This window comes from Amycolatopsis orientalis, assembly GCF_000943515.2.
Classification (GTDB): Bacteria; Actinomycetota; Actinomycetes; order Mycobacteriales; family Pseudonocardiaceae; genus Amycolatopsis; species Amycolatopsis orientalis.
Map to the genome: position 1 here is coordinate 8171734 of NZ_CP016174.1, position 25287 is coordinate 8197020.

Sequence of the window (25287 nt, forward strand, 5' to 3'; positions counted from 1 at the left end):
TCTAACCGTCATTACCACTCACGAGGCTACTGAGGCAGGTAGACGGTCTCGCCGGGGTGCATGGTCGGGCCGCAGTCCTTGAGCGGGCCGCCGAAGCGCGCCTTCTCGACGTCCGGAAGGGTCTTCGCGGCGTAGTCCTGGACCGCCTTCAGCTTCTCCGGGCTGGAGATGGCGTCCTTGCGCACGAAGTCACCGTTGCGCGGGCCGGTGCCGGGATACACGAAGATCGGCTCGTAGTCACGGTCGATCCGCGGGTCGACGGTGATGCCGTTCCCCGCCGCCCACGGGCCCCACGAGTGGATGAAGGTCGGCTTGACCGTCTCGAAGACGTAGTCGCGCAGGCCCGGCATGTCGCCGTTCTTGACGAAGTCCGCGACGTCGGCCTCGACGAGTCCGGCCATGTCGACCAGGTGCAGGCGGCTGGTCATCGACGAACCGCCGAGGTCGGGCAGCAGCAGTGAAGCCTGCTGGAGGCCGAGGATGTCGGCCATGGTGTTGAAGCCGCGGCCGAAGCGGTCGGCGATGAGGCACGCGGGCACCGTCGGGACCTCTTGGAACTTCTCCGACGCCGACGCGAAACCCATCCCGGACGGGATCGCGGCCGCGACCAGCACCAGCACCACGACGCTCCGCAGGACGGCCCGCGAACGGCGCAGCAGTTCGCCCGCCGCCAGCGTTCCCGCCAGCACGGCGAGGATCCAGATCGGGGTGGCGAACCGGTGCTGGCCCATCCAGTCCGGGACCATCACGCCGTACGCGACGATGCCCAGCGCCAGCGGCACCAGCAGCGCGATCAGGCTGCGGCGCCATTCCGCGCGGACCACCGCGTAGCCGATGGTCAGCGCCAGCAGGATCGTCCCGGCGACGCCCGCGTAGCCGACCAGTTCGAACGGCTGCTTCAGTGCCGAAAGGCCGGGCAGGCCCTGCCCCTTCGCGATCGACGGGTTCGCCAGCAGCCTGCCGAACTCCGCGATCCGCCAGGCGAGGTACGCGCCGAACGGGATCGCGAACGCGACCACCGACACCACGATGAACTTGACACTCCGCCCCAGCAGCGGCTTACGCAGCTGGAACAGCACGACCAGCGGGTACGCGCCGCCGTAGATGAGGCCTTCGGGACGAGTCAGCGCGGCGAACGCGACCAGCACCCCGGACCAGATGGCGACCTTCGCGGTGAGCACGGTGTCCTTGCGCACGGCGACGAACAGCAGCACGGCGAGCCAGGCGACCGCCATCCCGAACAGGGAGTTCTCCAGTCCGGAGATGGTCCAGATGACGAAGGACGGGATCGCGGCGAGCGTCAGCCCGACTACCAGCGTGGCCAACCAGGCGAAACGCTCGAAGACCTGCTTCGCCGCGACGTGGCACGCCGCCAGCGTCCCGGCGGTGAACAGGAGACCGAGCAGCTTGGGGAACAGCACGTAGTCGGGCAGGCCGAACAGCATGCCGCTGTCGAAGACGCCGACGAGCTTGCCGAGTGCCAGCAGCACCAGCCAGGTCGAGTTCGACCAGCCCTCGACCGACGGCTGCCCCGGCTGCAGCACCGGGCCGAGGCCGTCGGCGAAGCTGCGCGCGTAGGAGAAGGTGATGGCCGCGTCGTCGACGATCCAGTGGCCATAGAGGGTCGCGTGCCAGGCGAGCGCCGCGACTCCGGCGAGAATCGCCAGGTAGGGCGCGATCCGGGCGGCCGCACCACGAGAGGCCGGCGTCTTCGCCGGTTCGGGCACGTCTTTTTCGGAAGCTTCGCTGAGTGCGCTCGCCGTCATGTCCCCGTCTTTGCCTTTTCGCTCACGTGCCGTTGCCGAGACTGTAGCCAATACCCCATCGGCCGCCCGCGACACGTCATATCCAGGCGTGATCCGCGCCACATTCTCCGCGCTAGGACAGATGCGAGATGTCGTTCACCAGCCGGACCGACGCGTTGCCGTCCGGATAGAACTCGACGATCGACAGCGAAGCCAGATCCAGGTGCAGGCGGAACAGCAGCGACGGCCCGGCGTCGAGGCCCATCCGCAGCAGCGCCTTGATCGGCGTGACATGGCTGACCAGCACGAGCGTCCGCCCGCCGTACTTCGCGAGCAGCTCGTCGCGGGCCTTGCGGACCCGGCGGTGGACGCCGTCGAAGCTCTCCCCGCCCGGCGCGGGGATCGAGGTGTCGGAAAGCCAGGCGGTCTGGAATTCGGGGTCGCGGTCCATGGCCTCCTTGAAGGTGAGGCCCTCCCAGTCGCCGAAGTCGGTCTCGATCAGCCCGGGGTGCGTCTCGACCCGGCCGCCGAGCGCGTCCGCGATCGCCTGCGCGGTCTGCTGGGTGCGGATCAGCGGCGAGGCGATGATCGGCACGGCTTCACCGTCGACGACCAGGCCTTCCATCGCGCCGAGCCGTTTCGCGGCGGCGGCCGCCTGCTGCTTGCCGTGCTCGGTGAGCGGCACGTCGCCGCGGCCGGAGTAGCGCTTCTCGACCGACATCGCCGTCTGGCCGTGCCGTACGAGGAGCAGTTTGGTGGGCGTCCCGGTGGCGCCGGTCCAGCCGACCGGGCTGGTCCTGTCCTGCTTCACCGGCTTCACCGGCTTCGGCGCTTCCGCCTGCGGCACGGTCTTGGCGCTGTCACGCCCGGCATCCATCGCCTCGTTCGCGAGCCCGTCGGCGTGCGAGTTCTCCGCGCGCGGAATCCACTCGTAGCGCACCCGCGAGAACCGCGCCGCCAGTTCCTTGGCCTCGGCGTTCAGCGGCTGCATCGACGGGTGCTTGACCTTCCAGCGCCCGGACATCTGCTCCACCACGAGCTTCGAGTCCATCCGGACGTCCACTGTGGACGCTCCGAGTTCGGCGGCCGCGGCGAGTCCGGCGATCAGGCCGGAGTATTCGGCGACGTTGTTGGTCGCGATGCCGACGTAGGCCTTGCGCTCGGCGAGCACCGCACCGGTGTCCGCGTCCTTGACGACGGCGCCGTAGCCGGCGGGCCCGGGGTTGCCCCGCGAACCGCCGTCGGCCTCGACGAGCACGTGGTCGGTCACAGGCCGGACTCCAATGTGCGCACCAGGATGGCGCCGCAGTTCTCGCACTGGATGACGTTGTCCTCGGGGGCGGCCTTGATCTCGGCGATCTCGCGGCGATCGATGTCCAGCTGGCAGGCACCGCAACGGCGGGCCCGCAGCAGCGCCGCGCCGATGCCCTTCTGCGCCCGGACGCGTTCGTAGAGCTTGATGAGGTCGGCCGGGAAGCGCGGCAGGAGCTTGGCGCGGTCTTCGTCGCGGCGCGCCTGCGTGGTGTCGAAGTCGGCGAACTGCTCGTCGCGGCGGCGGATGGCCTCGGCGACCTCGTTCTCGGCCTTGGCGACCTCGGCGCTGGTGCGCTGGGCGTCGAGTTCGAGCGCCTCGCGGCGTTCCATCAGTTCGAGCAGGTCGTCTTCGAGCGCGGACTGACGCCGGGTGAGGCTGTTCAGCTCGTGCTCGATGTCGGCCATCTGCTTCGCCGCGACGGAACCGGATTCGAGCAGCTTGCGGTCGCGGTCCCCGCGGGCGCGCACCGACTCGATCTCCTTCTCCTGCCGGGCGATCTCGCGGTCGAGGTCGGACGCCGCGGTCTGGACCGAGACCAGCGCGTCACGTCGTTCGCGGACGGTCTTCTCACCCGCGTCGATCTCGGCGATTTCGGGGAGGGTGCGGCGGCGGTGGGCGGTACGCGAAAGTTCGGCGTCCACCTTCGCGAGTTCGAGCAGCTGGCGCTGGATGGCGGGGTCAGCCTTCACGGTGCTCCTTGATTCTTAGTGCTCGGTTCGGGTGGCCCGTAGCGTCCACGGGTCGGTGCACCTCGTGGAGACGTGAAGGTCGACGTTACCCGCAAACGCGGCGCGGACGACGGCCGAGGCTTGCTCACACCACGGCCATTCGCTCGCCCAGTGCGTGACGCCGACCAGGGCGGGGACTTCGGCGATGTCGGCGAGGTGCTCGCCCGCCGGATGATGCCGGAGATCGGCGGTGACGTACGCGTCGACTCCGGCGGCGGTGGCACGCTTGAGATAACTGTCGCCGGACCCGCCGGAAACGGCGACGCGGCGGATCGGGCGACCGGGATCGCCCGCGCCGTAGACGCCGGGTTCCGTACGCGGCAAGGCGTTCGCGACGCGTTCGACGAAGGCGGAGAACGGTTCCGGCGCGGGCAGTTCGCCGATGCGGCCGATGCCGGTGACGCCGTCCTCGCGAGGGTCGAGCGGGCCGAGGACGGTCAGGCCGATGGCCTCGGCGAGCGCGTCGGAGACGCCGGGCGACGCGGAATCGGCGTTGGTGTGCGCGCAGTAGAGGGCGACGCCGGCGCGGATCAGCCGGTGCACGAGGCGCCCCTTGGTGCTGTCGGCCGGCACGCCGTGGACGCCGCGCAGCAGCAACGGGTGATGCGCGACGATCAGCTGAGCGCCGCCGTCGATCGCCTCGTCGACGGTCTCTTCGACCGGATCGACGCAGAACAGGACCTTGTCCACATTCTCGGCCGGGTCGCCGCAGACGAGTCCGACGGCGTCCCACGATTCGGCGAGTTCGGGCGGGTACGCCTGCTCCAGGGCGGCGATGACTTCGGCTAACGCGGGCACCCGGGGATTTTCGCATGTAGCGTTTCCGGGCATGCGACTTCGGGTGCTCTGCGCGCTGCTCGTGGCCGGACCGCTGGCGATGCCCGCCCCCGCCTCGGCGTCATCCGGTTTCTGGACGCTGACCGACCTGGCCGCTCAGCGCGTGGAGATCGCCGACAAGGTCGCGGCAGCGAAGTTCGGCACGCCGTCACCGATCGACGACCCGGCGCGCGAACAGCAGATCCTCGACTCGGTGGCGGCGAAGGCGCCCGGCCTCGGTCTCGACGCGGGCGACGCGGTGCGGTTCTTCCGAGACCAGATCGAGGCGAACAAGCTCGTGCAGCGCGGCCTGTACGCGCGGTGGACCGAGGACCCCGGCTCGCGGCCGCCCGAACGGCCCGATCTGGCGACCGAGGTCCGGCCGGTGATCGACCGGCTCAACGCGGGCCTGCTGGCGGAACTCGCCCAGACGCGGGACGCGCGGGCGCGACGGTCCTGCGAGGTGCGGCTCGGGGTCGCGGTGCGGCTGGTGGACGCGCGGCGCGAGCTGGACCGGCTGCATTCGGCCGCGCTCGGCGAAGCCGTGCGGTCGGCCTGCTCGCGGCCGTGACCTCGGTCCCGGGAGCAAGGGACCTTTGCTATCGACTGACCCGCTGACCTGCGGAAAGAGAGCAAGGGACCTTTGCTATCGCTCCCGGGTCAGTCCAGCGCCTTCGCGTCCTTGTTGACCGCCCAGCGACCTGCCGCGCGCATGACCCGGCCCGTCCACATCATCGCCCGGTACGCCTTCGTCGCGTGCTCGGGGACGTCGGGGTGGTCGACCTGATACGGCGCGACGGACGCGTTCGACCGGAGGTGCAACGGCATCCTGGTCAGCGCCTCTTTCGGCGATCTCGCCTGGACGAAGTGGTGCTCCGACAGGATCCGCCCGACCTCGTAGGGGTGCGGATGCTTGACGGTGATGCGGTACCAGCGAAGCCCGGTTGCCGGGGATTCGACGGTGGGTGTTGGTGCGCTCATACGCGACCTTCCTGCGTGTTTCTCTCCAGGAGGTCTACTCCCGCTTCGCCCCGGCTTTCCAGCTTCGCGCGCCCGGTAGCCGTTCGGAGCCGGTGAGCGGTCGATCTCGCTCTGCGTTCACACTGATCAGGTGCTGCACATCGTCTTCGTCTGCTCCGGCAACATCTGCCGCTCACCGATGGCCGAACTCGTCTTCCGCGCGAAGGCCGAGGAAGCCGGTCTCGACCACCTCGTCCAGGTGTCCAGTGCGGGCACCGGCGGCTGGCATGTCGGGGAGGCCGCGGACAAGCGGGCCCGCGCGAAGCTGGCGGAACACGGTTACCCGACCGGCCACGTCGCCGCCGAGGTCGACCGCGGGCATCTCGCCGCCGACCTGCTGCTCGCCGCGGACGAGAGCCACCTGTCCTTCCTCCGGCGCAAGGTGGCCGACCCGGCGAAGGTCCGCTTGCTGCGGGAGTTCGATCCGTCCGCGCCAGAAGGTGCCGAGGTCCCGGACCCGTACTACGGCGAGGACGACGGTTTCGAGGACGTCCTCGGCATGATCGAGCGGACCGTTCCGGGCCTGCTCGACTGGGTGCGCGCACACGCCTGAAGCGGACCGCTTACCGTGGTGGGGTGCGGTTGAAGTTCCTGCTACGGCCCGGCTGGCTGGCGTTGACGTTGGTGGTGTTCACCTTCGCCGTCTGCTGCTTCACCCTGCTGGCGCCGTGGCAGTTCTCCCGCAACACCGAACGCGAGCATCAGAACGCGGCGTTGCGGGAGTCGTTCACCGGGCAGCCGAAGTCGCTGGAGGAACTGCTTCCCGGCGGTGCCGCCCCTGATCAGCGCACCGAATGGCATCTGGTCGCGATGAAGGGCACGTACCTTCCCGAGGGCGAGGTCGTGGCCCGTCTGCGCTCCGTACAGGGCGAAGCGGCCTTCGAGGTCCTGACACCGTTCCGGACCGTCGAGGGCACCGTGGTGCTGGTGGACCGCGGGTACGTGCGGCTCGACGCGAAGTCGCGCGCCCTGCCCTTCGCCCCGCCGCCCACCGGGGTCGTCGACATCATCACGCGGGCACGTCACGACGAGAGGGACGGGAAGAACCGCGACGCCTTCGCCGACGAGTCGACCGGCGGGAAGCCGCAGAGCTACGTCGTCGATTCCCAGGTCGTCGCGCGGGCCGCGAAGCTGGACATCCGGCCGGGGTATTTCCAGCTCGACGTGAACCAGCCCGGCGTGCTGGGCGCGCTGCCGCTGCCGCAGACCGACGCGGGACCGTTCTTCTCCTACGCGCTCCAGTGGATCGCGTTCGGGGCGATGGCGCTGCTCGGCTGGCTGTACTTCACCGTCCGCGAGCTGAAGCCGGGCGGCGCGCTGACCACGGAACGGCCTCAGCGCCGCAAGAGCGTCGCGGAGCTGCTGGCCGAGGACGAACGCTCTGAAGTGGCCACCTGATCTGACGCGAAACTGGACCTTTTATAGGGCCATTCCGCGTGCTCATACTCGATCATGCTGATTCACCCGTGGGACTCCGCCCACGACAACGCCGAATGGCGGGAGTGGCTTTCCGGACACGACTTCGGCCAGCTGATCGCCGGAGGCAAGGGCCGTGACCTGCCGATCGTCAACCCGGTGCACTTCGTCTACGACGGCGCCCGCACGGTCCTGCTGCACCTCGCGCGCCCCAATCCGGTCTGGCCGCTCCTGGAGGAGCACCCGCGCGCGCTGCTGTCGGTGAGCGGCGACCACACCTACATCCGCTCCGACTGGAACACACCGGCCGACCCGCCGCACGGCGTCCCGACGTCGTACTACGCGTCCGTCCAGCTCGAATGCGACGTCCGGCTGGTCGACGGCGCCGAGGAGAAGGCGGCGCTGCTGGACCGGCAGCTCGCGCACTTCGAGCCTTCCGGTGACCGTGTCGCCGTGAGCGCCACCGAGGCTCCCGACAAGCGGCTGCTCCCCGGCATCCGCGGGGTCGAGCTGACCGTGACCGGGGTGCGGGCGAAGTTCAAGTTCGGCGGGAACAAGCAGCCCGCCGACCGGGCCCGGATCGACGCGGAACTGGAGCGGCGCGGCGGTCCGCTGGACGCGTGGGCACGGGCTCAGCTGGCCCGGCGGGAGCGATAGCAAGGGTCCCCCGCTCTCTTTCCGCAGGTCAACGGGCCAGGCGAGAGCAAAGGTCCCTTGCTTCCGCGGCCGGGCCTTCGCGGTGACCGTGTGGATTTTGGGACATCTGACGTCCCAAAATCCACACGGTCGGCAACGGGCACCATCACCGCGGCGGTCTCGCGTCTGCCCAGCGACAGCAAAGGTCCCCCGCTCTCCTTCCGCAGGAGCAGGCGGGTGCTACCGGCGCCGCCGCCAAAGGCCGACGAGAGCGGCCAGCGCCACCGAGCTGAGCGCGCCCAGCCACCCCACCACCCGCGAAAGCTCCACGGCCCGCGTCACGTGCCCGGCGTCCGGGTTGCGGCCGATGCCGAGCACCGGCAGTTCCTCGACCCCGTGCGGGTACACCGTCCGCCCGCCGACCCGGATCTCCAGCGCCCCGGCGAACGCGGCCTCGACGCGGCCCGCGTTCGGGCTCGGATGCGCGGTCGTGTCCCGCCGCCATGCCCGCCACGCGCCGCCCGCCGAGCCGCCGACGACCGGCGCCGCGAGCACGGTCAGCCCGGCCGCGACCCGGGTGGGCACGAGATGGACGATTTCATCCAACCGGGCGACGAACCACCGGTACCGCTCGGGACGGCCCCGGCCCAGACCGCGCAGCAGGCTGATCGCGCGCGAGCCGAGCAGACCGGGCGCGCCCGCCAGCGCACCCCACACCAGCGGCGCGACGACGACGTTCGCGGTGTTCTCGGCGAGCGTCTCCACCGAAGCGCGCGAAAGGCCGATGACGCCGAGGCTGTCGGCGACGCGGGGGTCCAGTGTGGACAGTGTGGTGCGCGCGGTTTCGAGTTCGCCCTCTTCGAGATCTCGCGCCAGCGACGTGCCGTGCGCGGCGAGACCGGCGGCGCCGAGAACGGCCCAGGTGGTCACGGCGGTCGTGGTCGCCTGCAGGACGGGGCTTCGCCGTCCGGCGCGTTCGGCGAGGACGCCGGCCAGCACGGCGGAGCCCGCGAGACCACCGGTCCAGAGCACGCCCGCCGCCGGATGCTTCGACCGGACCTTCGCGTCCACCGCGGCGGCCGCCCTGGCGAACGCCGTCACCGGGCGCCGGGACCGGGGATCCCCGATCGCCCCGTCGGCCGCCACCCCCAACACCAAACCGATCGCGCGTGCCGCGCTCACCGTCGCCCCCTGCATGCAGTTCCCTCGAAGACCTGCAGAGATTACTCGAAGATCATCCGTCCAGGAGGACGGCCATCTCGTCGCGCGCCTGGCTGACGATGTCCCGCATGGCGCGTTCGGCCCGGTCAGGGTCACCGGCGTCGACGGCGGCCGCGACCTCGACGTGCAGTGCGACGGCCTCGGGCTGTGGTTCCTCCGGCATCAGCCCGTGCCCGGTGCGCCCGGCGAGCACTTCGGCGACGACCGCGGAAAGCTGCGCGAACATCGGATTCCGCGACGAGGAGAGCAGCAGGTCATGGAAAGCGACGTCGTGGCCGAGGAAGGTCACCAGATCCCGTTGGTGCGCCGTCTCCTCCAGCCGCTTGGCCAGCGCGCGCAGGCGGCCACCCTCTTCCGGGGTCGCCCGCAGCGCGGCGAACCGGGCCGCACTCGGCTCGACGGCGGAACGCAGCTCGGTCAGCGTGCGCAGCGCGGTCTTCCGTTCGGTGCCGTCGAGCTGCCAGCGGATGAGCCGCGGGTCGTAGTGGTTCCATTCCCCCGGGTCGCGCACGATCACCCCGACCCGGCGCTTGCTGCTGGTCAAGCACATCGTCTCCAGTACGCGGACGACCTCGCGCGCCACGGTGCGCGACGCGCCGAAGCGCTCCTGCAGCTCCTCGGACCGCAGCACCGAACCCGGCGCGAACTCCCCGTTCGCGATCGCGGCGCCGAGCGCGTCGAGCATTTCGGCATGCCTGTCATTGCCCACCTGGTGACCCTAGCGTTCTGATTCGATTAAGTAGTACTTCATATTGCTTAAGTAGTACTTTTGAGTTGTACTCGTCCCGGCTACAACGACGTGGGAGGTACGGATGACCGTCATCGTGGTGATGGGCGTTTCCGGCTCGGGCAAGACGACCGTGGGCACGGCACTCGCCGAACGCCTCGGCGTCGACTACGCCGAAGCGGACACGTTCCATCCGAAGGCGAACATCGACAAGATGAGTTCCGGCCACCCGCTGAACGACGAAGACCGGCAACCCTGGCTCGAAGCCATCGCCGCCTGGATCTCCGACCACCAGTCATCCGGCGGCGTCGTGACCTCCTCCGCGCTCAAGTACCGCTACCGCGACGTCCTGCGCGGCGGCGGCGACGTCTGGTTCCTGCACCTGCACGGCGACCGCGCCCTGCTCGCCGACCGGATGAAGACCCGCTCCGGCCATTTCATGCCGGTGTCCCTTTTGGACAGTCAGCTGGCCGACCTCGAACAGTTGCGGCCGGACGAATCCGGTCTCGTCGCCGACATCGCGAACACGCCGGAAGAGATCATCGCCTCCGCCCTCTCCGCTCTCGAGGACCGCAAATGACCACCACCCTCGCCGCCGCCTGGACCGGACATGACACCCGCCTCATCGGCGCGACGGTGCTCGCCATCGCCGTGATCGTCGTCCTCATCACCAAGGCGAAACTGCATCCGTTCCTGGCCCTGATCCTCGGCTCGGGCGTGCTCGGGCTCGCCGGCGGCATGCCGGTGGACAAGCTGATCAAGAGCTTCAGCTCCGGCGTCGGCTCCACCGTCGCCTCGGTCGGTGTGCTCATCGCGCTCGGCGCGATGCTCGGCAAGCTGCTCGCCGACTCCGGCGGCGCGGACCAGATCGTCGACACCATCCTGCGCCGCGCGGGCGACCGCACCCTGCCCTGGGCGATGGCGCTCGTCGCCGCGCTGATCGGGCTGCCGATGTTCTTCGAGATCGGCCTGGTCATGCTGATCCCGGTGATCCTGCTGGTCGCCAAGCGCACCGGGAAACCGTTGCTGTTGCTGGGAATCCCGGCACTCGCCGGACTTTCGGTGCTGCACGGTCTCGTCCCGCCGCACCCCGGCCCGCTCGCCGCCGCGGGCGCGCTGAACGCGAACGTCGGCCTCACCCTGGCCTTCGGCCTGCTCATCGCCATCCCGACGGTGATCATCGCCGGACCGCTGTTCGGCAGGCTGGCCGCGAAGATGGTGCCGGACGCCGTCGCGCCGGAACGGCTCGTCCCGGAATCGACTTCAGGAGACGGCCGCCGCCCCGGCTTCCTCGCGACGCTGTCGACAGTGCTGCTGCCGGTCGTACTGATGATGGGCAAGGCACTCGCGGACATCCTGCTGGACAAGGAAAACCACCTCCGCCGCGTACTCGACTTCATCGGCGACCCGCTGGTGGCCCTGCTCGCCGCCGTCCTGCTCGGCATGATCACCCTCGGCCGCGCGGCGGGCTTCACCCGCGACAAGATGTCGTCCACCATCGGCGATTCCCTGCCGCCGATCGCGGGGATCCTGCTCATCGTCGGCGCGGGCGGCGGCTTCAAGCAGACCCTCGTCGACGCCGGGGTCGGCAACGTCATCACCAGCCTCGCGACCGGTGCGAACCTGTCGCCGCTGCTGCTCGGCTGGCTGGTCGCGGTCGCGATCCGGCTCGCCACCGGTTCCGCGACGGTCGCGACCGTGTCCGCGGCAGGCATCGTGGCCCCGCTCGCGGCGACCATGGACCCGTCCCACAGTGCGCTGCTGGTGCTGGCGATCGGTGCCGGGTCGCTGTTCTTCTCGCATGTCAACGACGCCGGTTTCTGGCTGGTGAAGGAGTACTTCGGACTTTCGGTCGGACAGACGCTGAAGAGCTGGTCGATCATGGAGACGGTCATCTCCGTGGTCGCGATCGCGCTGATCCTGCCGCTGGGCGCCCTCCTCTAGCCCGACGTTCCGTGAAGGCCTCCTTGAGGGACTCTGGGTCCCTCAAGGAGGCCTTCACGGATTTCCGGAGCCCGGTTGACACGTGACCTTTTGGTCACCTATTCTTTCGACGTGCCCGACGACGACCTGGTTTTCAAGGCCCTGGCGGATCCGACCCGCAGGTTCCTGCTCGACCAGCTGTTCGCGCGTGACGGCCGCACGCTGACCGAACTCGAGTCCGAAGTGGACATGAGCCGGTTCGGCGTGATGAAGCATTTGAAACTGCTTGAAGAAGCCGGACTTGTCGTCACGCGCAAGGAAGGCCGGGAGAAGAAGCATTTCCTCAACCCGGTTCCGATCCGGCAGATCCACGACAGGTGGATCGACAAGTTCACCGAGCGCAACGTGACCGCGTTGCTCGACCTCAAAGCCGAACTCGAGAACGAGGAGCCCTCATGACCGACACCCAGGTCTACCGCGTCTACATCAAGGCCACCCCGGAGAAGATCTGGGACGCCATCACGAAGCCCGAGTGGTCGCAGAAGTACGGCTACACCGGCCTGGTCGACTTCGACCTGCGGCCGGGCGGCAAGCACGCCACCCACCCCACGCCGGATTACGTCGAGGCGGGCTTCACGAACGACCTCGTCGACGGTGAGGTGCTGGAGGTCGACCCACCGCGCAAGCTGGTCATCACGTGGAAGCTGAGGATGGACCCGGCCTTCGACAAGGAGCCATACACCAAGCTCACCTACGAGATCGAAGAGACGAAGACCGCGGGCACCCGGCTGACCGTCACCCACGACGTCACGGACGCGCCGACGACGGCCGCCCTGGTCAACGGTTCGCAGGAGAACATCAACGCCGGACCGGGCGAGAACGCCGGTGGTGGCTGGGCGTGGATCCTCTCGGACCTCAAGTCGCTGCTGGAGACGGACGCTCCTCTCGCCCCCACCGCCTCCTGAGCCGGGAGCTGAAGGGCCCTTTCCCCGCATAAGACGCGACGAAGGGGCCCTTCACCGCATCGCATGCGGTGAAGGGCCCCTTCAGCCCGCTCTAGACCCGTCTGGTGGCAGCCTTCAGCGCGGCCTTCGCGGTATCGGGAGCACCGATGGTGTCCAGCGCGAACAGAGCCGCCCCGACCACGGGCGCGACGTCGACGACGCGGATCGCGGCACGCGGCGCCACCTTCAGGCACCGCCGCTCGATCTCCGCGATCACCTGCGCGCCGACCCCGGTCAGCACTCCGCCGCCGAGGACGACCTCGGGCGCCTCCTCGGTCAGTTCGAGCCGACGCAGGATGACCGCGACCAGCACGGCCACCTCCTCGACGAACCGGCCGACCACCTCCTGCGCCACCTCGTCACCGCCCGCCGCGACGGCGAACAGCAGCGGGCACAGGCCGTGGATCGCGTCGGAGTGCAGCTCCTCGAAATGCAGGCGCTGCACCACCTCCAGCACCGACGACGCCTGGAAATGCGCGGCGACGGCGGTCCGCAGCGCGGTACCGGGCCCACGGCCGTCCTCGGCGCGGACGGCCCACCACAGCGCCTCCTCGCCCAGCCGGTAGCCGCCACCCCAGTCGCCGGAGATCTTGCCCAGCGCGGGAAACCGGTGCTCCCGGCCGTCGGCGCTGACGCCGGCGCCGTTGATCCCGGCGCCGCACACCACCGCCACCCCGGTCCCGTCGGAACTCCCCGCGCGCAGCAGCGCGAGCGTGTCGTTTCCGACGATCAGCGTTTCGCTCCAGCCGCGTGCGGCCAGCGCCGCGTGCAGGATCGCCTCCTCCTGCGGGAAATCCAGTCCCGCGAGATAGGCCGACGTATGCGCCGCGAACGGCCGTTCGTCGGGAAGCCCTGCCCCGCGAAGGGCCTCCAGGACCAGCTCCTCCAGTGCGCGGACGCTGGCGTCGACGCCGATGTTCTGCGGGGACGCGCCCGGTCCCCGCGACCGTCCGAGCACCCGCCCGTCCCGCGAGACGATCAGGACGTCGGTCTTGCTGTTGCCACCGTCGATCGCGACGACGACGTCCCGTGAGCCGGCCGTCATGCCCCCGCCCACGGCAGGAACCGGCGGTTGACCCGCACCAGCTCGTCCGCGAGCCGATCCGCCTTGGCGTACTGGCCGACCAGCGGATGCGCGAGCAGCGCGTCGGCCACCCGGTCCCGGCCGCCCTTGATCGCCGCCTCCAGCGCGAGGTGCTCGTAGGAGGTCACCCCGGCGATGAGCCCGGCGAACCGCTGCTCCACCGGCTCCTGCGGGATCGGCCTCGGTCCCTTACCGTCCACAAGGGACGGAACCTCGATGACGGCGTCGTCCGGCAGGAAGTCGAAAGTGCCTTCGTTGCGGACGTTGACGACGTGCTCTTCGGCGGGACCACCCGAGGTCAGCGCGTGCACGAGCTGCACCGCGGCCTCGGAATAGTAGGCACCGCCCCGTTTCTCCAGCTGTTCCGGTTTGGTCACCACCTCCGGGTCGAGGTACACCTTGAGCAGTTCCTCTTCGACGTCGCTGACGACGTCCGCGCGCGGCCGCTCGGTGCGCTGCTTCGCGACCTGCTCGTCGTGCCCGTAGTAGTACTTCAGGTAGTACGACGGCACGACGTTCATCCGCCGCATCCATTCGACCGGCGCGGTGACGTGCTCGCCGAGGAATTCCGCGTGCTCCGCCAGCAGTTCCGGCAACCGGTCCTCGCCGTTGACGAGCACCTTCCGTTCCCAGCTCAGGTGGTTGAGCCCGGTGTGCACGAGCTTGACGTCGTCGGTCCCGGCGCCGAGCAGATGCGCGAACGTCCGCTGGAGATGGATGGCGACGTTGCACAGCCCGACCGCGCGGTGCCCCTCGTTCAGCAGCGCGCGCGTGACGATGCCCACCGGGTTCGTGAAGTTCACGATCCAGGTGTCGTCACCGGCGATTTTCCGGACCCTGTCGGCGATGTCGAGCACCACCGGCACGGTGCGCAGCGCCTTCGCGAGGCCGCCCGCGCCCGTCGTCTCCTGCCCGACACAGCCGCAGACGTGCGGGAACGTCTCGTCCCCGCGCCGCGCGCGCTGCCCGCCGACCCGCAACTGGATCAGCACCGCCGACGCGCCCTCGACACCTTCTTCGAGATTCGAGGTGGTACGGACCCGTGCCGGATGCCCGGCGTGGTCCAGCAACCGGTTGCTGAAGTCACCGACCGCCTCCACCCGGTAGGCGTCCGGATCGATCAGCACGATCTCGTCGACGTCCAAAGTGGACCGTCGTCCGGCGATCCCGTCGATCAGCTCGGGCGTGTAAGTGGATCCTCCACCGACGACTGCCAGTTTCATCCCTTGACCCCTGTGAATGTGATGCCCTTGACGAAGGACTTCTGCGCGAACACGAACAGCACGATCACCGGCAGCATGATCAGCGCGGTGGCGGCCATGGTGAGGTTCCATTCCACGTGGTGCATCCCGCGGAAGGACGCGATCGCCAGCGAAAGCGGCCAGCTGTCGCGGGTCTCACCGGTGTAGAGCAGCGGACCGAAGTAGTCGTTCCAGGTGAACAGGAAGCAGAACATCGCGGTGGCCGCGATCCCCGGCTTCGCCATCGGGATCAGCACCTTGAGCATCGCCTGGAACTCGTTGCAGCCGTCGATCTTCGCCGCTTCGAGGTAGTCCTTCGGAATGGTGAGGAAGAACTGCCGCAGCAGGAAGATCGAGAAGGCGTCGAAGAAGAAGTACGGCACGATCAGCGGAACCAGGGTCCCGGTGAACCCGAGCCGCACCCACAGGTCGTACAACGGCACGACGGTGACCTGCGGCGGCAGCATCATCGCGGCCACGGTGAGCATGAAGAACAGGTTCTGCCCACGGAACTTCAGCTTCGAAAGCGCGTACGCCGCCGGGATCGCCGAGATGAGCGCCCCGAGGGTGGCCAGCGTCGAGTACAGCATGCTGTTGCCGAAATACTGCAGCAGCGGCGCCTTTTCGAACACCTCGATGAAGTTCTCGAAGTGCCATTCCTTCGGCCAGAAGTTCGACGAAAGCGCCTGGTCGCTGGACATCACCGCGGTGAGGAACACGAACAGGATGGGCAGCATGAAGATCACGCCCATCGCGATGCCCACGCTGTGCGTCGCGATCCAGTACAGCTTCTTGTCCCATTGGCGCCGCACCCGCACCTTCGGCGGTTCGGACGCCGGGGCGGTGTGCCGGGGCTCGGCCAGGGTGGTCATCCGCCCTCCTCCTGGTGCTGGGACTTGCGGAGCTGCCGCACGAGAATCCAGGTGAACCCGGCCGACACGATGAACAGCAGGACCGCCATCGCCGCCGCGTAACCCATGTTGAAGTACCGGAAACCCTGCACGTACAGCCAGACCGGATAGGTCAGCGTCGAGTTCTGTGGCGCACCGATGAATCTCGTGTTGCCCGCGACGTCGGCCGCGCCCGCGGCCGCCGAACCCGCGACGATCGCCTGCGTGAAGAACTGCAGCGCGAAGATCATCGAGTTGACGACACCGAACAGCAGCACCGGCGAGATCGACGGGAGCGTGACGTGCCAGAACCGGCGGACCGGCCCGGCACCGTCGAGCTGGGCGGCTTCGTACTGTTCCTGCGGCACGTCGAGCAGCGCCGCCAGGATGATGATCATCAGCTCGCCCGAACCCCACATCACCAGCAGGGTCAGCGCGGGCTTCGACATCGCCGGGTCGTTGAACCACAGCCCGCCGTCGATGCCGACCGCCCGCAGGAAAGCGTTGACCGGGCCGTATTCCGGGTTGAACAGGAACACGAACGCCAGGGTCGCGGCGGCGGGCGGGGCCAGCGAGGGCAGGTAGCAGAGCGTCCGCACGAGGCCGATGCCCGATTTCAGCCGCGAGATGATCGACGCCACGCCGAGCGAGAACACGACCCGGCAGAACGTCAGCACGATCACCAGCCACAGCGTGTTGTACGCGGCGGTGCCGACCAGTTGTTCACTGGTGAACATGCGGATGTAGTTGTCGAAGCCGATGAACTCGGGCGCGTTGATCAGGTCGTAGCGGGTGAACGAGTAGTACACCGTGGCGATCAGCGGGTACCCGAAGAAGATCAGGAACCCGAGCATCGCCGGGGCGATGAAGTAGAAGACCGTACGACGGCGGCGCGCCGCGTTCCCCTTCCGCGTCCGGGTGGACGCGGAAGGGGAGGCGGCCGCCCTGGACTCCAGGGTCGATGTCATGCGATCAGCCGCCGGCGCGTTTCTGGGCCAGTTCGTCGTTGATCTGCGCGTCGACCTGCTTCAGGCCCGCGACCATGTCGGGAATGTTCCCGGCCTGCCACTTCTCCGCGAAGTCGTTGACCGCCTTGAGGTGCGCGTCACCGATCGGGGTCGACGGGTTCGGCAGCAGCTTCCCGCCGTTGTACAGGTCGAGGAACGTCTTGAACTCGGGGTTGACCTCGAGCTTCGGGTCGGTCAGCGCGGCCTTGGTGCTGGGGACGTTCTTCAGGCCGTTCGACAGGTCGACCAGCGTCGCGGTGTCGAGGGTGACCTGCTTGATCAGTTCCCAAGCCGCACCGGGGTTCTTGGCGCCCTTGGGGATCGCGATGATCGTGCCCGTGGTGAACGCGCCGCCGTAGCGGTCCGGCTTGCTGTCGAGCACCGGCGGGGCCGCGGTGCCGAACTTCAGTTCCGGCGCCTGGTCCTTGATGAACGCGGTGCGGTACTCGCCGTCGATCATCATCGCGAGCTTGCCGCGCTGGAAACCGTGGTCCGCCGAGTACTCCTCGCCGAGCCCGGCCTTGAACTGCTCGACCTTGGCGTGGCCGCCGTAGAAGTCGACCAGCTGCTTCTGGAAGTCGAACATCGCCTTCCACTCGGGGCTGTCGGCCAGATGCGACTGGCCGTCCGGGCCGAGGTAGCTGGCGCCGAAGTTCGGGGCCCAGTACTGCGCCATGTTGGCGTAGAACGGCATCGACGGCAGGAAGCCCGCGACCTTGATCGAGCCGTCCGGGTTGAACTCGGTCAGCTTCTTGGTGGCCTCGAACAGTTCCGAGGTCGTCTTCGGCGGCGAGGTGATGCCCTTCGCCGCGAACATGTCCTTGTTGTAGTAGAAGCCGTAGACGTCGGCGAGCAGCGGCATGGCGCAGCGCTTGCCCTGGAACTCGGTGTAGCTGCGGACCGCGTCGGGGATCTGCGTCAGGTCGATCTTGTCGCGGTCGATGTAGGGCTTGAGATCCTGGAAGCTGCCGGTGGAGCACCACGCACCGAGGTTGTCGGTGAAGAACGAGATCGCCACGTCCGGCGGGTTGCCGCCGCGGATGGACTGGGTGATCTTGTCGTCGTCCTGCTGACCTTCGTGCTTGATCTCGATGTTCGGGAACTTCGCCTTGAGCTTGTTGAGCCCGGCGGTGACCACGTTGTACTCGCGGTCGGCGAACTTGCTGTAGACGGTCAGTGTGAGCTTCGCGTCCGCGGCGGGGGCGGCCGCCGCGTCACCCGAGCCGGAGTTCGGGCCGCTCGCGGCGCCCGAACAAGCGGACACCAGTGCGGCGACGGTGACCGCGCCGAGCACTATCGAGCCGCGCCAACGGCGGCCGCTTCTGGAAACCTGGGTCGTGGAACTCATGACCCTCCTCCTAGTTGGTTGGGGCGGGAGACGGTGGTTCTGTTCGTGAATCCGGGACAGCCACGATCGGGTGGGGCTCTCCCGCCCCGGACCGCCCGGGCCCGAGGAGCGAAGGGGTGTTGACGCCGAAGACGTCCCTGCGAACGGTGGCGAGCGCCGATTGGAGCGCACCCGCGCGCACCGCGTTGCCCTGCACCGAAGCGACCCCGACGGGGGTGCGGGGCAGGACGAGTTCGTGCAGCCGGGTCGCGACCAGCGCGGCGAACTCCTCGCCGCCCGCGCGGCTGGTGTCACCCGATAGCAGGACGAGTTCGGGGTCGACGACCGCGATGAGACCGGCCGCACCGCCCGCGACACGGCGGGCGAGGTCGTCGAGGAAGCCCTCGTTCTTGTTCTCGCGGGCTTGGGTGACGGCGTCCGCGCCGGTCTCGGCCTCGATCCCGTGCGCGGCGGCCAGTTCGACGACCGCGGGTGAGGCGACGAGGTCACCGAAACGATCTCCCGCGCGCGGTTTTTCTCCTCGCCGGGCGACCGAAACCGGATCGGGGACGCGCATCCAGTCGATCTCGCCACCGCCGCCGGTCGCCCCGCGCAGCAGCCGCCGTCCGACCACTACCGCGCCGCCGACGCCGTCGCTGAGCCAGATCATCACGAAGTCGTCCAGGCCCACTGCCTGGCCGACGGTCATTTCCACGATCGCGACGAGGTTGACGTCGTTCTCGATGGTGACCTCGACGCCGAGTTCCGCACTGAGCCTGCTCGGCACGTCGAAGCCGAGCCAGCCGGGGATGTGCGGCGCCGACGAGAGCAGACCGGTCCGCGGATCGAAGGCACCCTGCGCGCCGATGACGACCTGGCGGAGATCGGTGGCGGCGAGCCCGGCGTCGTTCGCGACCTTCGTGAGCGCCGCGCCGAAGGTGCCGACGACGTCCGCGCCCTCGTGGACCGGCAACGGGACCTGGTACTCGGCCAGCACCGCGCCCGTGACGTCGGCGACGACGAAGTCGGCTTGCTGGGGCGTGAGGTCCACGGCCGCGACGTAGGCGACACCGCCGTTGACCTGCCAAAGCTGCGCCCGCGGCCCGCGTCCCCCGCCGCGCACGCCCGCCTTGCCGACGATGTCGTCCTGTTCGAGGCGGGTGAGCAGCTGCGCCGTCGCGGGCTTCGACAGGCCGATCGCGACCTCGAGCTCGGAACGCGTCAGCGGGCCCTCCCGGAGGAGGACCTCGATGGCCGCGCGATCGTTGATCTCGCGCAGCATTCGCGGACTGCCGGCTCGCACGTGGACTCGCTCCCGACTTCGTTAGGAAACTTTACAGACGGTTTCCGGGGACTGTAGTGAGCCGAACCACAGCCGTCAACGGGGTGGGGAAACGGGGAGGTAACGCTTGCGATGTTCCGCACAGCGGGTACGCGTGGGGGCACGGTGAGCGAGGCGGTGCGACCGGCCAGACGACAAAGGGCCGCTCAGGAGTGTCCTGAGCGGCCCTTCGGCTACGCGTTGATCAGTTGGGCTGCACGTACAGGTCGTACGCCCAGGGGATCACGTTGGAGGGGTAGCACATCCACCCGTTCCAGTCCCCGACCATCTGGCCGTGGTAGCCGACGGATCCGCACCGATCTTGGTTCTCGTACGTATCGAAGTACTCGTAGTCCGAGGCCTGCGCCGCTCCGGCGTTGACGACGTTGAACGAGGCGATGGCCGCGACAGCGGCTCCGGCGACGGCGAACCGCCGCAACGCGTTCTTCATGTCTTTCCCCAGTGTCCTGACTCGATGATCCAGAAAGTGGACGCCGGGAGCTTAGCGAACGAACTTCGCGCCCGTGGGCGAATCACCAACTCCGCCTAAACGCCCGCCCAGGCCGCCAGCATCACCCGCGCGATGGACGAGTTCCCCGGCAGCACCAGCTGCCGCGTACCACCGGCGATCGGCGTCGGCACGGCGCCCGCGTTCCGCAGCTGGCTGTTCGCGAACGCGGCCCGCACCTCCTCACGCGAAACCCAGAAGGCCTCTTCGATCTCGCCTTCCGCGGGCACGATCGTCGAAGAGATGTCGGCCCGCGCGGAGAAGCCGAGCATGATCGACCGCGGGAACGGCCACGGCTGGCTGCCGAGATAGCGCACGTCACGCACCTCGACGCCGACCTCTTCGCGGATCTCCCGCTCGACACAGCCTTCGAGCGACTCCCCCGCCTCGACGAAACCGGCGAGGATCGAGTACCGGTCCGGCGGCCAGATCGGCTGCCGGGCCAGCAGGACGTGCTCACCGTTGACACCGGCGTCGTCGTGCACGAGGCAGATCACCGCGGGGTCGGTGCGCGGGTACTCCTCCCGGCCGCAGCCGGTGCACCTGCTCGCCCAGCCCAGCTGGACCACCTCGACCGGGCTCCCGCAGCTCGCGCAGAACTTCGCCTGCCGACGCCAGTTCCGCAGCGCCTGCGCGGTGGTGAACAACCCGGCCGACGTGTCGTCGAGCAGGTCGCCGTAGCCGCGCAGATCGACCCAGATCTCACCTTCGTGGCGCGGGACCTGTTCGACGACGCCCCAGCTTCCCGCCATCTCGACGGTCTCCGTCTCCCCGGCGGGGTGGCCGGGCAGCGACCAGAAGTCGGTGCCCTGCCACTCCCCCAGGAAGACCGCGTCGGCGGGCGGCTCGGCGCCGAAGTCCTGCGTCTTGCGGGTCGCGAGTGCGCCGGAACCCTCGATCACCGGGGTGCGGGCGTGCTCGTCGAGCAGCACGACCCGGGCGTCCGGCCAGCGCTCGATGAGCCTGTCCGGGTTGGTGCGCAAGGATTCCTGACGGTCCGCCGTGGAGCGCGAAAGCGTCGGGAGCGCCCCCAGCCCGAACGGTGTGCTCATTCAGCCGGCTCCCCGACGGTCACGTCGCCCAGCGCCTTCAGCTTCGGCGCGAGGACATCGGCGTCGCCGACGACGACCCCGGTGAAGCGCTGGGGCGCGAAGTACTCCAGTGCGGCGTTGGCCACGTCTTCGGCGGTGACCGCGGCGAGCCGTTCCGGATGCCCGGCGAGCCATTCGACTCCCAGCCCGGTCGCGGCGAGCGCGGACAGCTGCGCCGCCAGCCCGCCCTGCGACGAAGCCGACGTGACCAGCGAACCGATCGCGTACTGCCGCACCGACTCGACCTCGTCGGCGGTCGGCGGCACGAGACCCAGCCTGGCCAGCTCGTACCGCGTCTCCAGCAGGGCGGCCGCCGTCGCCCCGGTCGCGGTGTCGGCGTCGATGTTCACCACCGCGGTCTGGTCGGTGAACTCGAATCCGGAGTGCGCGCTGTAGGTGTAACCCTTGTCCTCGCGGATGTTCTCGACCAGCCGCGACGAGAAGTACCCGCCGTAGGCGAGGTTCGCCAGCTGCAGCGCGGCGTAACCCGGGTCCGTCCGCGGAACCGTCTGCGCGGACAGCCGGATCTGCGACTGCACGGCACCGGCGCGCGGCACGAGCAGGACGTCGCCGCCGGTGAGGACGGGCAGCGCGGGCAGGCGGACGGCGGAGCGGTCCGAAGCCCAGCCGCCGAGCGCCTTCTCCAGATCGCCGATGACGGTCTGCGGGTCGATGTCGCCGACGAGCACCAGCACGGATCCCCTCGGCAGCACCGAAGCCTGGTGCAGCGCGCGGACCTGCTCGGGCGTCACGACCGCCACGTCCTCGGCCTTCGGCACCTCACGGGTCGCCGGGTGGTCGCCGTAACGGTGCTTCTGCAGGGCTTCGCGGGCGATCGTCCTCGGCTGCGTGCGCGAGACGGCGATCCGCTCGATCAGCCGCTCGCGTTCCCGCTCGACCTCGGCGTCCGCGTACGAGGCGCCGGTGAGCGCGTCGGTGAGGACGTCGAGCATCGTCGGCAGGCCGTCGGCCAGCGAGGAACCCGTGATGGCCAGCCGCTCGGGGTCGACACCCGAGGCCAGGTCACCACCGATCAGCGCCAGGTCGGCGTCGATCTCGATGCGGTCGCGGCGCGCGGTGCCGGTCAGCAGGGTCTCGGCCAGCACCTCGGCGGTCGCCGGGTGCAGGGCGTCGTCACCGGCGAACGGGATCCACATCCGCAGTTCGACCAGCGGCACGGTGGCCTTGCGGACGGCGAGCACCCGCAGCCCGTTGCTCAGCGTGGTGTCCACATGGGACAGATCGGCGGCGGCGCGCTGCGTCCCCAGCGGCGGGACCGGACGCGGCCCGGTGGCCGTGCGGCCGATCTCCTCGGCGGTGCGGTGCGGTGCGCTCACTGCTCGGTACCTTCCTGCTCTGAAGATCCACTGCCCGGGCGGATGACGAGGACGGCGCGCGAATCCGGGCGCAGTGCCTTCGCCGCCGCCGAAACGGCTTCCGCGGTGACCGCCGACATCTTCTCGGCGAGCCGGTACACCAGCGACGCGTCGCCGTACAGCAGCTCGAACGAGCCCAGCGCCAGCGTGCGGGACACCAGTTTGTCGTGCTCGGAGTGCAGGCTCGCGGCCCAGCGCGCGGTGACCTTCTTCAGTTCCTGGTCCTCCGGCGGCGTGGCCGCCAGCTTCTCCAGTTCCTCGTCCAGCGCGGCGAGGACCTGATCGGTGCTCACCTCGTGCGGGTGGATCGCGGTGATGGTGAACGTGTCCGGGTCGCGGGCCTCGAACGGGCCGAACAGCCCGGCGCCGGCGCCGATGTCGACGACCAGCGGCTCGCGGTGCACCAGGCGCTGCTGCAGCCGGGAACCGTCGCCGTCGGTCAGCACGCCGGCGAGCACGAGATTCGCCAGGTAGCCGTCGAGGTCGTTGATCGGGTCCGGCATGCGGTAGCCGACGCCGACCGCGGGCAGCGGGGCGTGCTGATCCACCTCTTCACCGCGCAGCTCGCCCTCGGGGGCGGGCTCGGCGAACGACGGGCGCACGGGGGCGGGCCGGTACGGCACGTCGCCGAAGTGCTTCTCGATCAGCTCGCGGGCCTGCTCGACGGTGAAGTCACCGGCGACGGTCAGTACCGCGTTCGCGGGCGAGTAGTAGGTGTCGAAGAAGGCCGCGCAGTCGTCCAGGGTGGCCTGTTCGAGGTCCTCGAAACCGCCGTAACCGTTGTGCGCGTTGGGGAACGTGGAGTACAGCACCGGCGGGAGCAGGATCCACGGGACCCCGCCGTACGGCCGGTTCAGCACGTTGAGGCGGATCTCTTCCTTGACCACGTCGATCTGGTTGGCCAGGTTCTCCTGCGTCAGCTTCGGGGCCCGCATCCTGTCCGCTTCGAGGAACAGGGCGCGTTCGAGTGCCGCGGCGGGGAGCACCTCGAAGTAGTCCGTGTAGTCCGGATGGGTGGAACCGTTGAAGCTGCCACCACTCGACTGGACGTACCGGAAGTGCGCGAGCTTCTCCAGGCTCTCGCTCCCCTGGAACATCAAATGCTCGAAGAGGTGCGCGAAACCGGTGCGCCCTTCGGGCTCGGAACGGAAGCCCACGTCATAGTGGACGCTGACACCCACCACCGGAGCGGTCGCGTCGGGCGCGAGCACCACGCGCAGACCGTTGTCGAGGGTGAATCGGACAAGCTCGGGATCGGCCATGCGCACCACCCTACGGGCTAGTCAGGCCTTCAGGCGACGACCCTGTCGGGTCGCGGCGAAGGTTCCCACCACCGCGGCGGTGAAGTCGCTCACCCTCGCGATCTCGGTCTCGCCGTCGGCTTCCCTGCCGTACCAGTAGATCTTGGGCGGACCCTTGAGTCCGGCAAATCCGGCGACCCAATGCTCTTGTTCGCCGAGAGCGAGCGCGTAGGGCAGCGCCCGCGAAAGGAGCACCTCGCGTTCGAGCTTCGGGACGGCCGTCGCCTTGGTCGCCAGCAGCACGTCACGGACGCCGAGCAGCCGCCTGTGCAGCGTGACACCTGCCCCGGTGCGCACCGGCAGCCACCGGGCGGCGACGGCGAGTACCGCGCCCGCGGCGATGGCGATCAGCCCGAGTTGCGCGTAGCCGACGGTCAGTGCCAGCAGGACGGTGAGGAACAGGCCGTAGCCGCAGATCCGCAGGCCCGCCCGGGTGAGCCTGCCGGGCCGCCGCGAATACCAGCGGCGTTCGACCACGCTGTCGTGCAGCGCGCCCCGGACCGCTTCGATCCCGATCCCCGCGGACTGGATCTCCGACAGCAGCACCGACTCCCGCCCGTCCGGCAGCAGGAGGTCGAACACCGCGCGTTCGAACGCGGTGAGCTGCTCGTCCGGCGGATTGCGGCGGACCAGCCGCCAGTCGGTCAGTTCGCCCGGCTCCTCGCTCACCCACAGGTAGTTGCGCACCGCGAGGTCGACGACCGTCGCCGCCAGGTCGACGGCGTCGGCGCGACCCGAGAGGACGATCCCGACCTGTCCCGGCAGCACGCCGTCGGGAGAGGCGAAAGCGGCCTGTTCGTCCTTGCCGGTGAGCAGGCGGACCGGGAGGGCGCCGCCCGGTTGTTCGTCACGCCGTCGCAGCAGGACCAGTGCCACGGCCCCGACGACCAGCGCGAGCGCGAAGCCGCCCCAAGCCCAGCCGACCGGCGCGGTGAGCACGAAGGCCCCGGCGAAGGTCTTCGACGGCTCCAGCCGCGCGTTCGCCGGGACGGTGCCGCCCGGCAGCTCGACCGAGATCTCCATCCGCTGCCCGGCGGCGAGGTTCTGCTGGCTGAACCGGGTCAGCCCGGAATGCGCGATCTGCGCGGCCCCGCAGTGCGCGCGTGAGCCCTCGGGACCGGCGTAGCAGGTGACCGCGTTCGGGATGGCGGGCGCGGCGAAGCTGGCGCGCACGAGTTCGAGGCCGGTGTCCCAGCCGCCCGCGACCTGCCAGCCGACCCGCAGCAGGCCGTCGGCTTCGGCGACCGCACCGTCCACTGTGTACCGGACGACCGAGGTGCCGCCCTTGAGCCGGATGGTGAACTCGTCGTCGGTCAGCTCGGAGTCGCCGGCTCCCTCGATGACGACGTCGCGGATGCCGATGAGCCGGTCCCTGGCGTGCGGGGCGGCCGTCCGCAGCGGGACGCGGCGGGTCATCGTCGCTTCGCTCGGCACGGAGACCGCCTCGACGACCGACAGCGCGCCGTCGCGTTCCACCTTGAGCGAGATCTCCGCGCTGTTGGGCAACGTGGGCAGTTGCGGTTCGCTTTGCGCTCCCGCCGGTGCCGCACCCAGCACCAGCAGGAGGCCGACCAGCAAGCAGATCTTCAC

General features: G+C 69.4%; 26 protein-coding genes. 8 read left to right on the plus strand and 18 right to left on the minus strand.

Annotated features, from left to right (window positions below; genetic code table 11):
• Positions 1–26: 26 nt before the first annotated feature.
• From SD37_RS35365 to SD37_RS35380, 4 genes are all read right to left on the minus strand, one after another.
• Complete coding sequence (locus SD37_RS35365) at positions 27–1766, minus strand: hypothetical protein (RefSeq protein WP_044854714.1); 1740 nt, start codon at positions 1764–1766, stop codon at positions 27–29.
• A gap of 112 nt (positions 1767–1878) precedes the next feature.
• Complete coding sequence (locus tag SD37_RS35370) at positions 1879–3015, minus strand: bifunctional RNase H/acid phosphatase (protein ID WP_174567878.1); 1137 nt, start codon at positions 3013–3015, stop codon at positions 1879–1881.
• Positions 3012–3749 carry a zinc ribbon domain-containing protein gene (locus SD37_RS35375; RefSeq protein ID WP_044854713.1) on the minus strand — a complete coding sequence of 246 codons (738 nt, stop codon included), beginning with the start codon at positions 3747–3749 and terminating at the stop codon, positions 3012–3014. Before SD37_RS35375 ends, SD37_RS35370 begins: the two co-directional genes overlap by 4 nt.
• Before the next feature lie 15 nt (positions 3750–3764).
• A complete protein-coding gene (locus SD37_RS35380; protein ID WP_044854712.1) occupies positions 3765–4586 on the minus strand; it encodes a Nif3-like dinuclear metal center hexameric protein in 822 nt (273 codons plus the stop codon).
• Positions 4587–4617: 31 nt separating this feature from the next.
• Between SD37_RS35380 and SD37_RS35385 the strand changes: the two genes are divergently transcribed.
• Positions 4618–5175, plus strand: coding sequence for a chorismate mutase (locus SD37_RS35385; protein ID WP_044854711.1), 558 nt, complete (start codon positions 4618–4620; stop codon positions 5173–5175).
• Positions 5176–5264: 89 nt separating this feature from the next.
• Here SD37_RS35385 and SD37_RS35390 read toward each other — a convergent pair whose 3' ends face one another.
• Positions 5265–5585 (minus strand): hypothetical protein, encoded by a 321-nt coding sequence (locus SD37_RS35390; RefSeq protein WP_044854710.1) that lies wholly within the window; start codon positions 5583–5585, stop codon positions 5265–5267.
• Positions 5586–5715: 130 nt separating this feature from the next.
• On the opposite strand from SD37_RS35390, the gene SD37_RS35395 reads away from it, so the two are divergent.
• Genes SD37_RS35395 through SD37_RS35405 form a run of 3 tightly spaced genes read left to right on the plus strand, consistent with a single transcriptional unit; the run spans position 5716 to position 7697 of the window.
• The gene (locus tag SD37_RS35395) at positions 5716–6177 is read left to right on the plus strand and encodes a low molecular weight protein-tyrosine-phosphatase (RefSeq protein WP_044854709.1); all 462 of its coding nucleotides are present in this window, start codon (positions 5716–5718) and stop codon (positions 6175–6177) included.
• Between the two features lie 23 nt (positions 6178–6200).
• Positions 6201–7022, plus strand: coding sequence for an SURF1 family cytochrome oxidase biogenesis protein (locus tag SD37_RS35400; protein WP_044854708.1), 822 nt, complete (start codon positions 6201–6203; stop codon positions 7020–7022).
• A 54-nt stretch (positions 7023–7076) separates the two neighbouring features.
• The gene (locus tag SD37_RS35405; protein WP_044854707.1) at positions 7077–7697 is read left to right on the plus strand and encodes an FMN-binding negative transcriptional regulator; all 621 of its coding nucleotides are present in this window, start codon (positions 7077–7079) and stop codon (positions 7695–7697) included.
• Positions 7698–7916: 219 nt separating this feature from the next.
• Here the strand turns inward: SD37_RS35405 and SD37_RS35410 are convergent, their stop codons facing one another.
• The gene (locus tag SD37_RS35410) at positions 7917–8858 is read right to left on the minus strand and encodes a cobalamin biosynthesis protein CobD/CbiB (RefSeq protein WP_044854780.1); all 942 of its coding nucleotides are present in this window, start codon (positions 8856–8858) and stop codon (positions 7917–7919) included.
• Positions 8859–8910: 52 nt separating this feature from the next.
• Positions 8911–9582, minus strand: coding sequence for a FadR/GntR family transcriptional regulator (locus SD37_RS35415; RefSeq protein WP_044854706.1), 672 nt, complete (start codon positions 9580–9582; stop codon positions 8911–8913).
• Between the two features lie 127 nt (positions 9583–9709).
• On the opposite strand from SD37_RS35415, the gene SD37_RS35420 reads away from it, so the two are divergent.
• The 4 genes from SD37_RS35420 to SD37_RS35435 all read left to right on the plus strand — a co-directional run bounded on the left by SD37_RS35420 (position 9710) and on the right by SD37_RS35435 (position 12512).
• Entirely contained in the window at positions 9710–10204 is a 495-nt protein-coding gene (locus SD37_RS35420; protein ID WP_044854705.1) for a gluconokinase, read from the plus strand.
• Positions 10201–11568: a GntT/GntP/DsdX family permease gene (locus SD37_RS35425; protein WP_044854704.1), complete on the plus strand. Its 1368-nt coding sequence runs from the start codon at positions 10201–10203 to the stop codon at positions 11566–11568. Before SD37_RS35420 ends, SD37_RS35425 begins: the two co-directional genes overlap by 4 nt.
• A gap of 111 nt (positions 11569–11679) precedes the next feature.
• Positions 11680–12006, plus strand: a complete 327-nt coding sequence (locus tag SD37_RS35430) for an ArsR/SmtB family transcription factor (protein WP_037316906.1) — start codon at positions 11680–11682, stop codon at positions 12004–12006.
• Positions 12003–12512: an SRPBCC family protein gene (locus tag SD37_RS35435; RefSeq protein ID WP_044854703.1), complete on the plus strand. Its 510-nt coding sequence runs from the start codon at positions 12003–12005 to the stop codon at positions 12510–12512. Before SD37_RS35430 ends, SD37_RS35435 begins: the two co-directional genes overlap by 4 nt.
• A 91-nt stretch (positions 12513–12603) precedes the next feature.
• On the opposite strand, the gene SD37_RS35440 is transcribed toward SD37_RS35435, so the two are convergent.
• The 11 genes from SD37_RS35440 to SD37_RS35490 all read right to left on the minus strand — a co-directional run bounded on the left by SD37_RS35440 (position 12604) and on the right by SD37_RS35490 (position 25287).
• Positions 12604–13608, minus strand: coding sequence for an N-acetylglucosamine kinase (locus SD37_RS35440; RefSeq protein WP_083255175.1), 1005 nt, complete (start codon positions 13606–13608; stop codon positions 12604–12606).
• Positions 13593–14858, minus strand: a complete 1266-nt coding sequence (locus tag SD37_RS35445) for a 6-phospho-beta-glucosidase (protein WP_044854702.1) — start codon at positions 14856–14858, stop codon at positions 13593–13595. The genes SD37_RS35440 and SD37_RS35445 overlap by 16 nt, the downstream gene beginning before the upstream one ends.
• The gene (locus SD37_RS35450) at positions 14855–15748 is read right to left on the minus strand and encodes a carbohydrate ABC transporter permease (protein ID WP_037316846.1); all 894 of its coding nucleotides are present in this window, start codon (positions 15746–15748) and stop codon (positions 14855–14857) included. The genes SD37_RS35445 and SD37_RS35450 overlap by 4 nt, the downstream gene beginning before the upstream one ends.
• Positions 15745–16734, minus strand: coding sequence for a carbohydrate ABC transporter permease (locus SD37_RS35455; protein WP_044854701.1), 990 nt, complete (start codon positions 16732–16734; stop codon positions 15745–15747). The genes SD37_RS35450 and SD37_RS35455 overlap by 4 nt, the downstream gene beginning before the upstream one ends.
• A gap of 4 nt (positions 16735–16738) precedes the next feature.
• The gene (locus tag SD37_RS35460; RefSeq protein ID WP_174567928.1) at positions 16739–18067 is read right to left on the minus strand and encodes an extracellular solute-binding protein; all 1329 of its coding nucleotides are present in this window, start codon (positions 18065–18067) and stop codon (positions 16739–16741) included.
• A 64-nt stretch (positions 18068–18131) separates the two neighbouring features.
• Positions 18132–19382 carry an ROK family transcriptional regulator gene (locus SD37_RS35465; protein WP_044854699.1) on the minus strand — a complete coding sequence of 417 codons (1251 nt, stop codon included), beginning with the start codon at positions 19380–19382 and terminating at the stop codon, positions 18132–18134.
• A 244-nt stretch (positions 19383–19626) separates the two neighbouring features.
• Positions 19627–19872, minus strand: coding sequence for a hypothetical protein (locus SD37_RS35470; protein ID WP_044854698.1), 246 nt, complete (start codon positions 19870–19872; stop codon positions 19627–19629).
• Positions 19873–19967: 95 nt separating this feature from the next.
• Positions 19968–20981 (minus strand): NAD(+) diphosphatase, encoded by a 1014-nt coding sequence (gene nudC, locus SD37_RS35475; protein WP_044854697.1) that lies wholly within the window; start codon positions 20979–20981, stop codon positions 19968–19970.
• On the minus strand, positions 20978–22357 hold the full coding sequence (locus SD37_RS35480; protein ID WP_044854696.1) for a M16 family metallopeptidase: 1380 nt from the start codon (positions 22355–22357) through the stop codon (positions 20978–20980). Before SD37_RS35480 ends, nudC begins: the two co-directional genes overlap by 4 nt.
• Positions 22354–23658 carry a M16 family metallopeptidase gene (locus SD37_RS35485; protein ID WP_065913046.1) on the minus strand — a complete coding sequence of 435 codons (1305 nt, stop codon included), beginning with the start codon at positions 23656–23658 and terminating at the stop codon, positions 22354–22356. Before SD37_RS35485 ends, SD37_RS35480 begins: the two co-directional genes overlap by 4 nt.
• Positions 23659–23679: 21 nt before the next feature.
• The gene (locus tag SD37_RS35490) at positions 23680–25287 is read right to left on the minus strand and encodes a DUF2207 family protein (protein ID WP_044854694.1); all 1608 of its coding nucleotides are present in this window, start codon (positions 25285–25287) and stop codon (positions 23680–23682) included.

Bases quoted from the DNA above. Each gene is read 5' to 3' on its own strand.
- SD37_RS35485 (WP_065913046.1), bottom strand. From the start codon at position 23,658: ATGGCCGATCCCGAGCTTGTCCGATTCACCCTCGACAACGGTCTGCGC.
- SD37_RS35420 (WP_044854705.1), top strand. From the start codon at position 9,710: ATGACCGTCATCGTGGTGATGGGCGTTTCCGGCTCGGGCAAGACGACC.
- SD37_RS35470 (WP_044854698.1), bottom strand. From the start codon at position 19,872: ATGAAGAACGCGTTGCGGCGGTTCGCCGTCGCCGGAGCCGCTGTCGCG.
- SD37_RS35435 (WP_044854703.1), top strand. From the start codon at position 12,003: ATGACCGACACCCAGGTCTACCGCGTCTACATCAAGGCCACCCCGGAG.
- SD37_RS35405 (WP_044854707.1), top strand. From the start codon at position 7,077: ATGCTGATTCACCCGTGGGACTCCGCCCACGACAACGCCGAATGGCGG.
- SD37_RS35455 (WP_044854701.1), bottom strand. From the start codon at position 16,734: ATGACATCGACCCTGGAGTCCAGGGCGGCCGCCTCCCCTTCCGCGTCC.
- SD37_RS35465 (WP_044854699.1), bottom strand. From the start codon at position 19,382: ATGCTGCGCGAGATCAACGATCGCGCGGCCATCGAGGTCCTCCTCCGG.
- SD37_RS35445 (WP_044854702.1), bottom strand. From the start codon at position 14,858: ATGAAACTGGCAGTCGTCGGTGGAGGATCCACTTACACGCCCGAGCTG.
- SD37_RS35390 (WP_044854710.1), bottom strand. From the start codon at position 5,585: ATGAGCGCACCAACACCCACCGTCGAATCCCCGGCAACCGGGCTTCGC.
- SD37_RS35365 (WP_044854714.1), bottom strand. From the start codon at position 1,766: ATGACGGCGAGCGCACTCAGCGAAGCTTCCGAAAAAGACGTGCCCGAA.
- SD37_RS35415 (WP_044854706.1), bottom strand. From the start codon at position 9,582: ATGCTCGACGCGCTCGGCGCCGCGATCGCGAACGGGGAGTTCGCGCCG.
- SD37_RS35425 (WP_044854704.1), top strand. From the start codon at position 10,201: ATGACCACCACCCTCGCCGCCGCCTGGACCGGACATGACACCCGCCTC.
- SD37_RS35385 (WP_044854711.1), top strand. From the start codon at position 4,618: ATGCGACTTCGGGTGCTCTGCGCGCTGCTCGTGGCCGGACCGCTGGCG.
- nudC (WP_044854697.1), bottom strand. From the start codon at position 20,981: ATGAGCACACCGTTCGGGCTGGGGGCGCTCCCGACGCTTTCGCGCTCC.
- SD37_RS35450 (WP_037316846.1), bottom strand. From the start codon at position 15,748: ATGACCACCCTGGCCGAGCCCCGGCACACCGCCCCGGCGTCCGAACCG.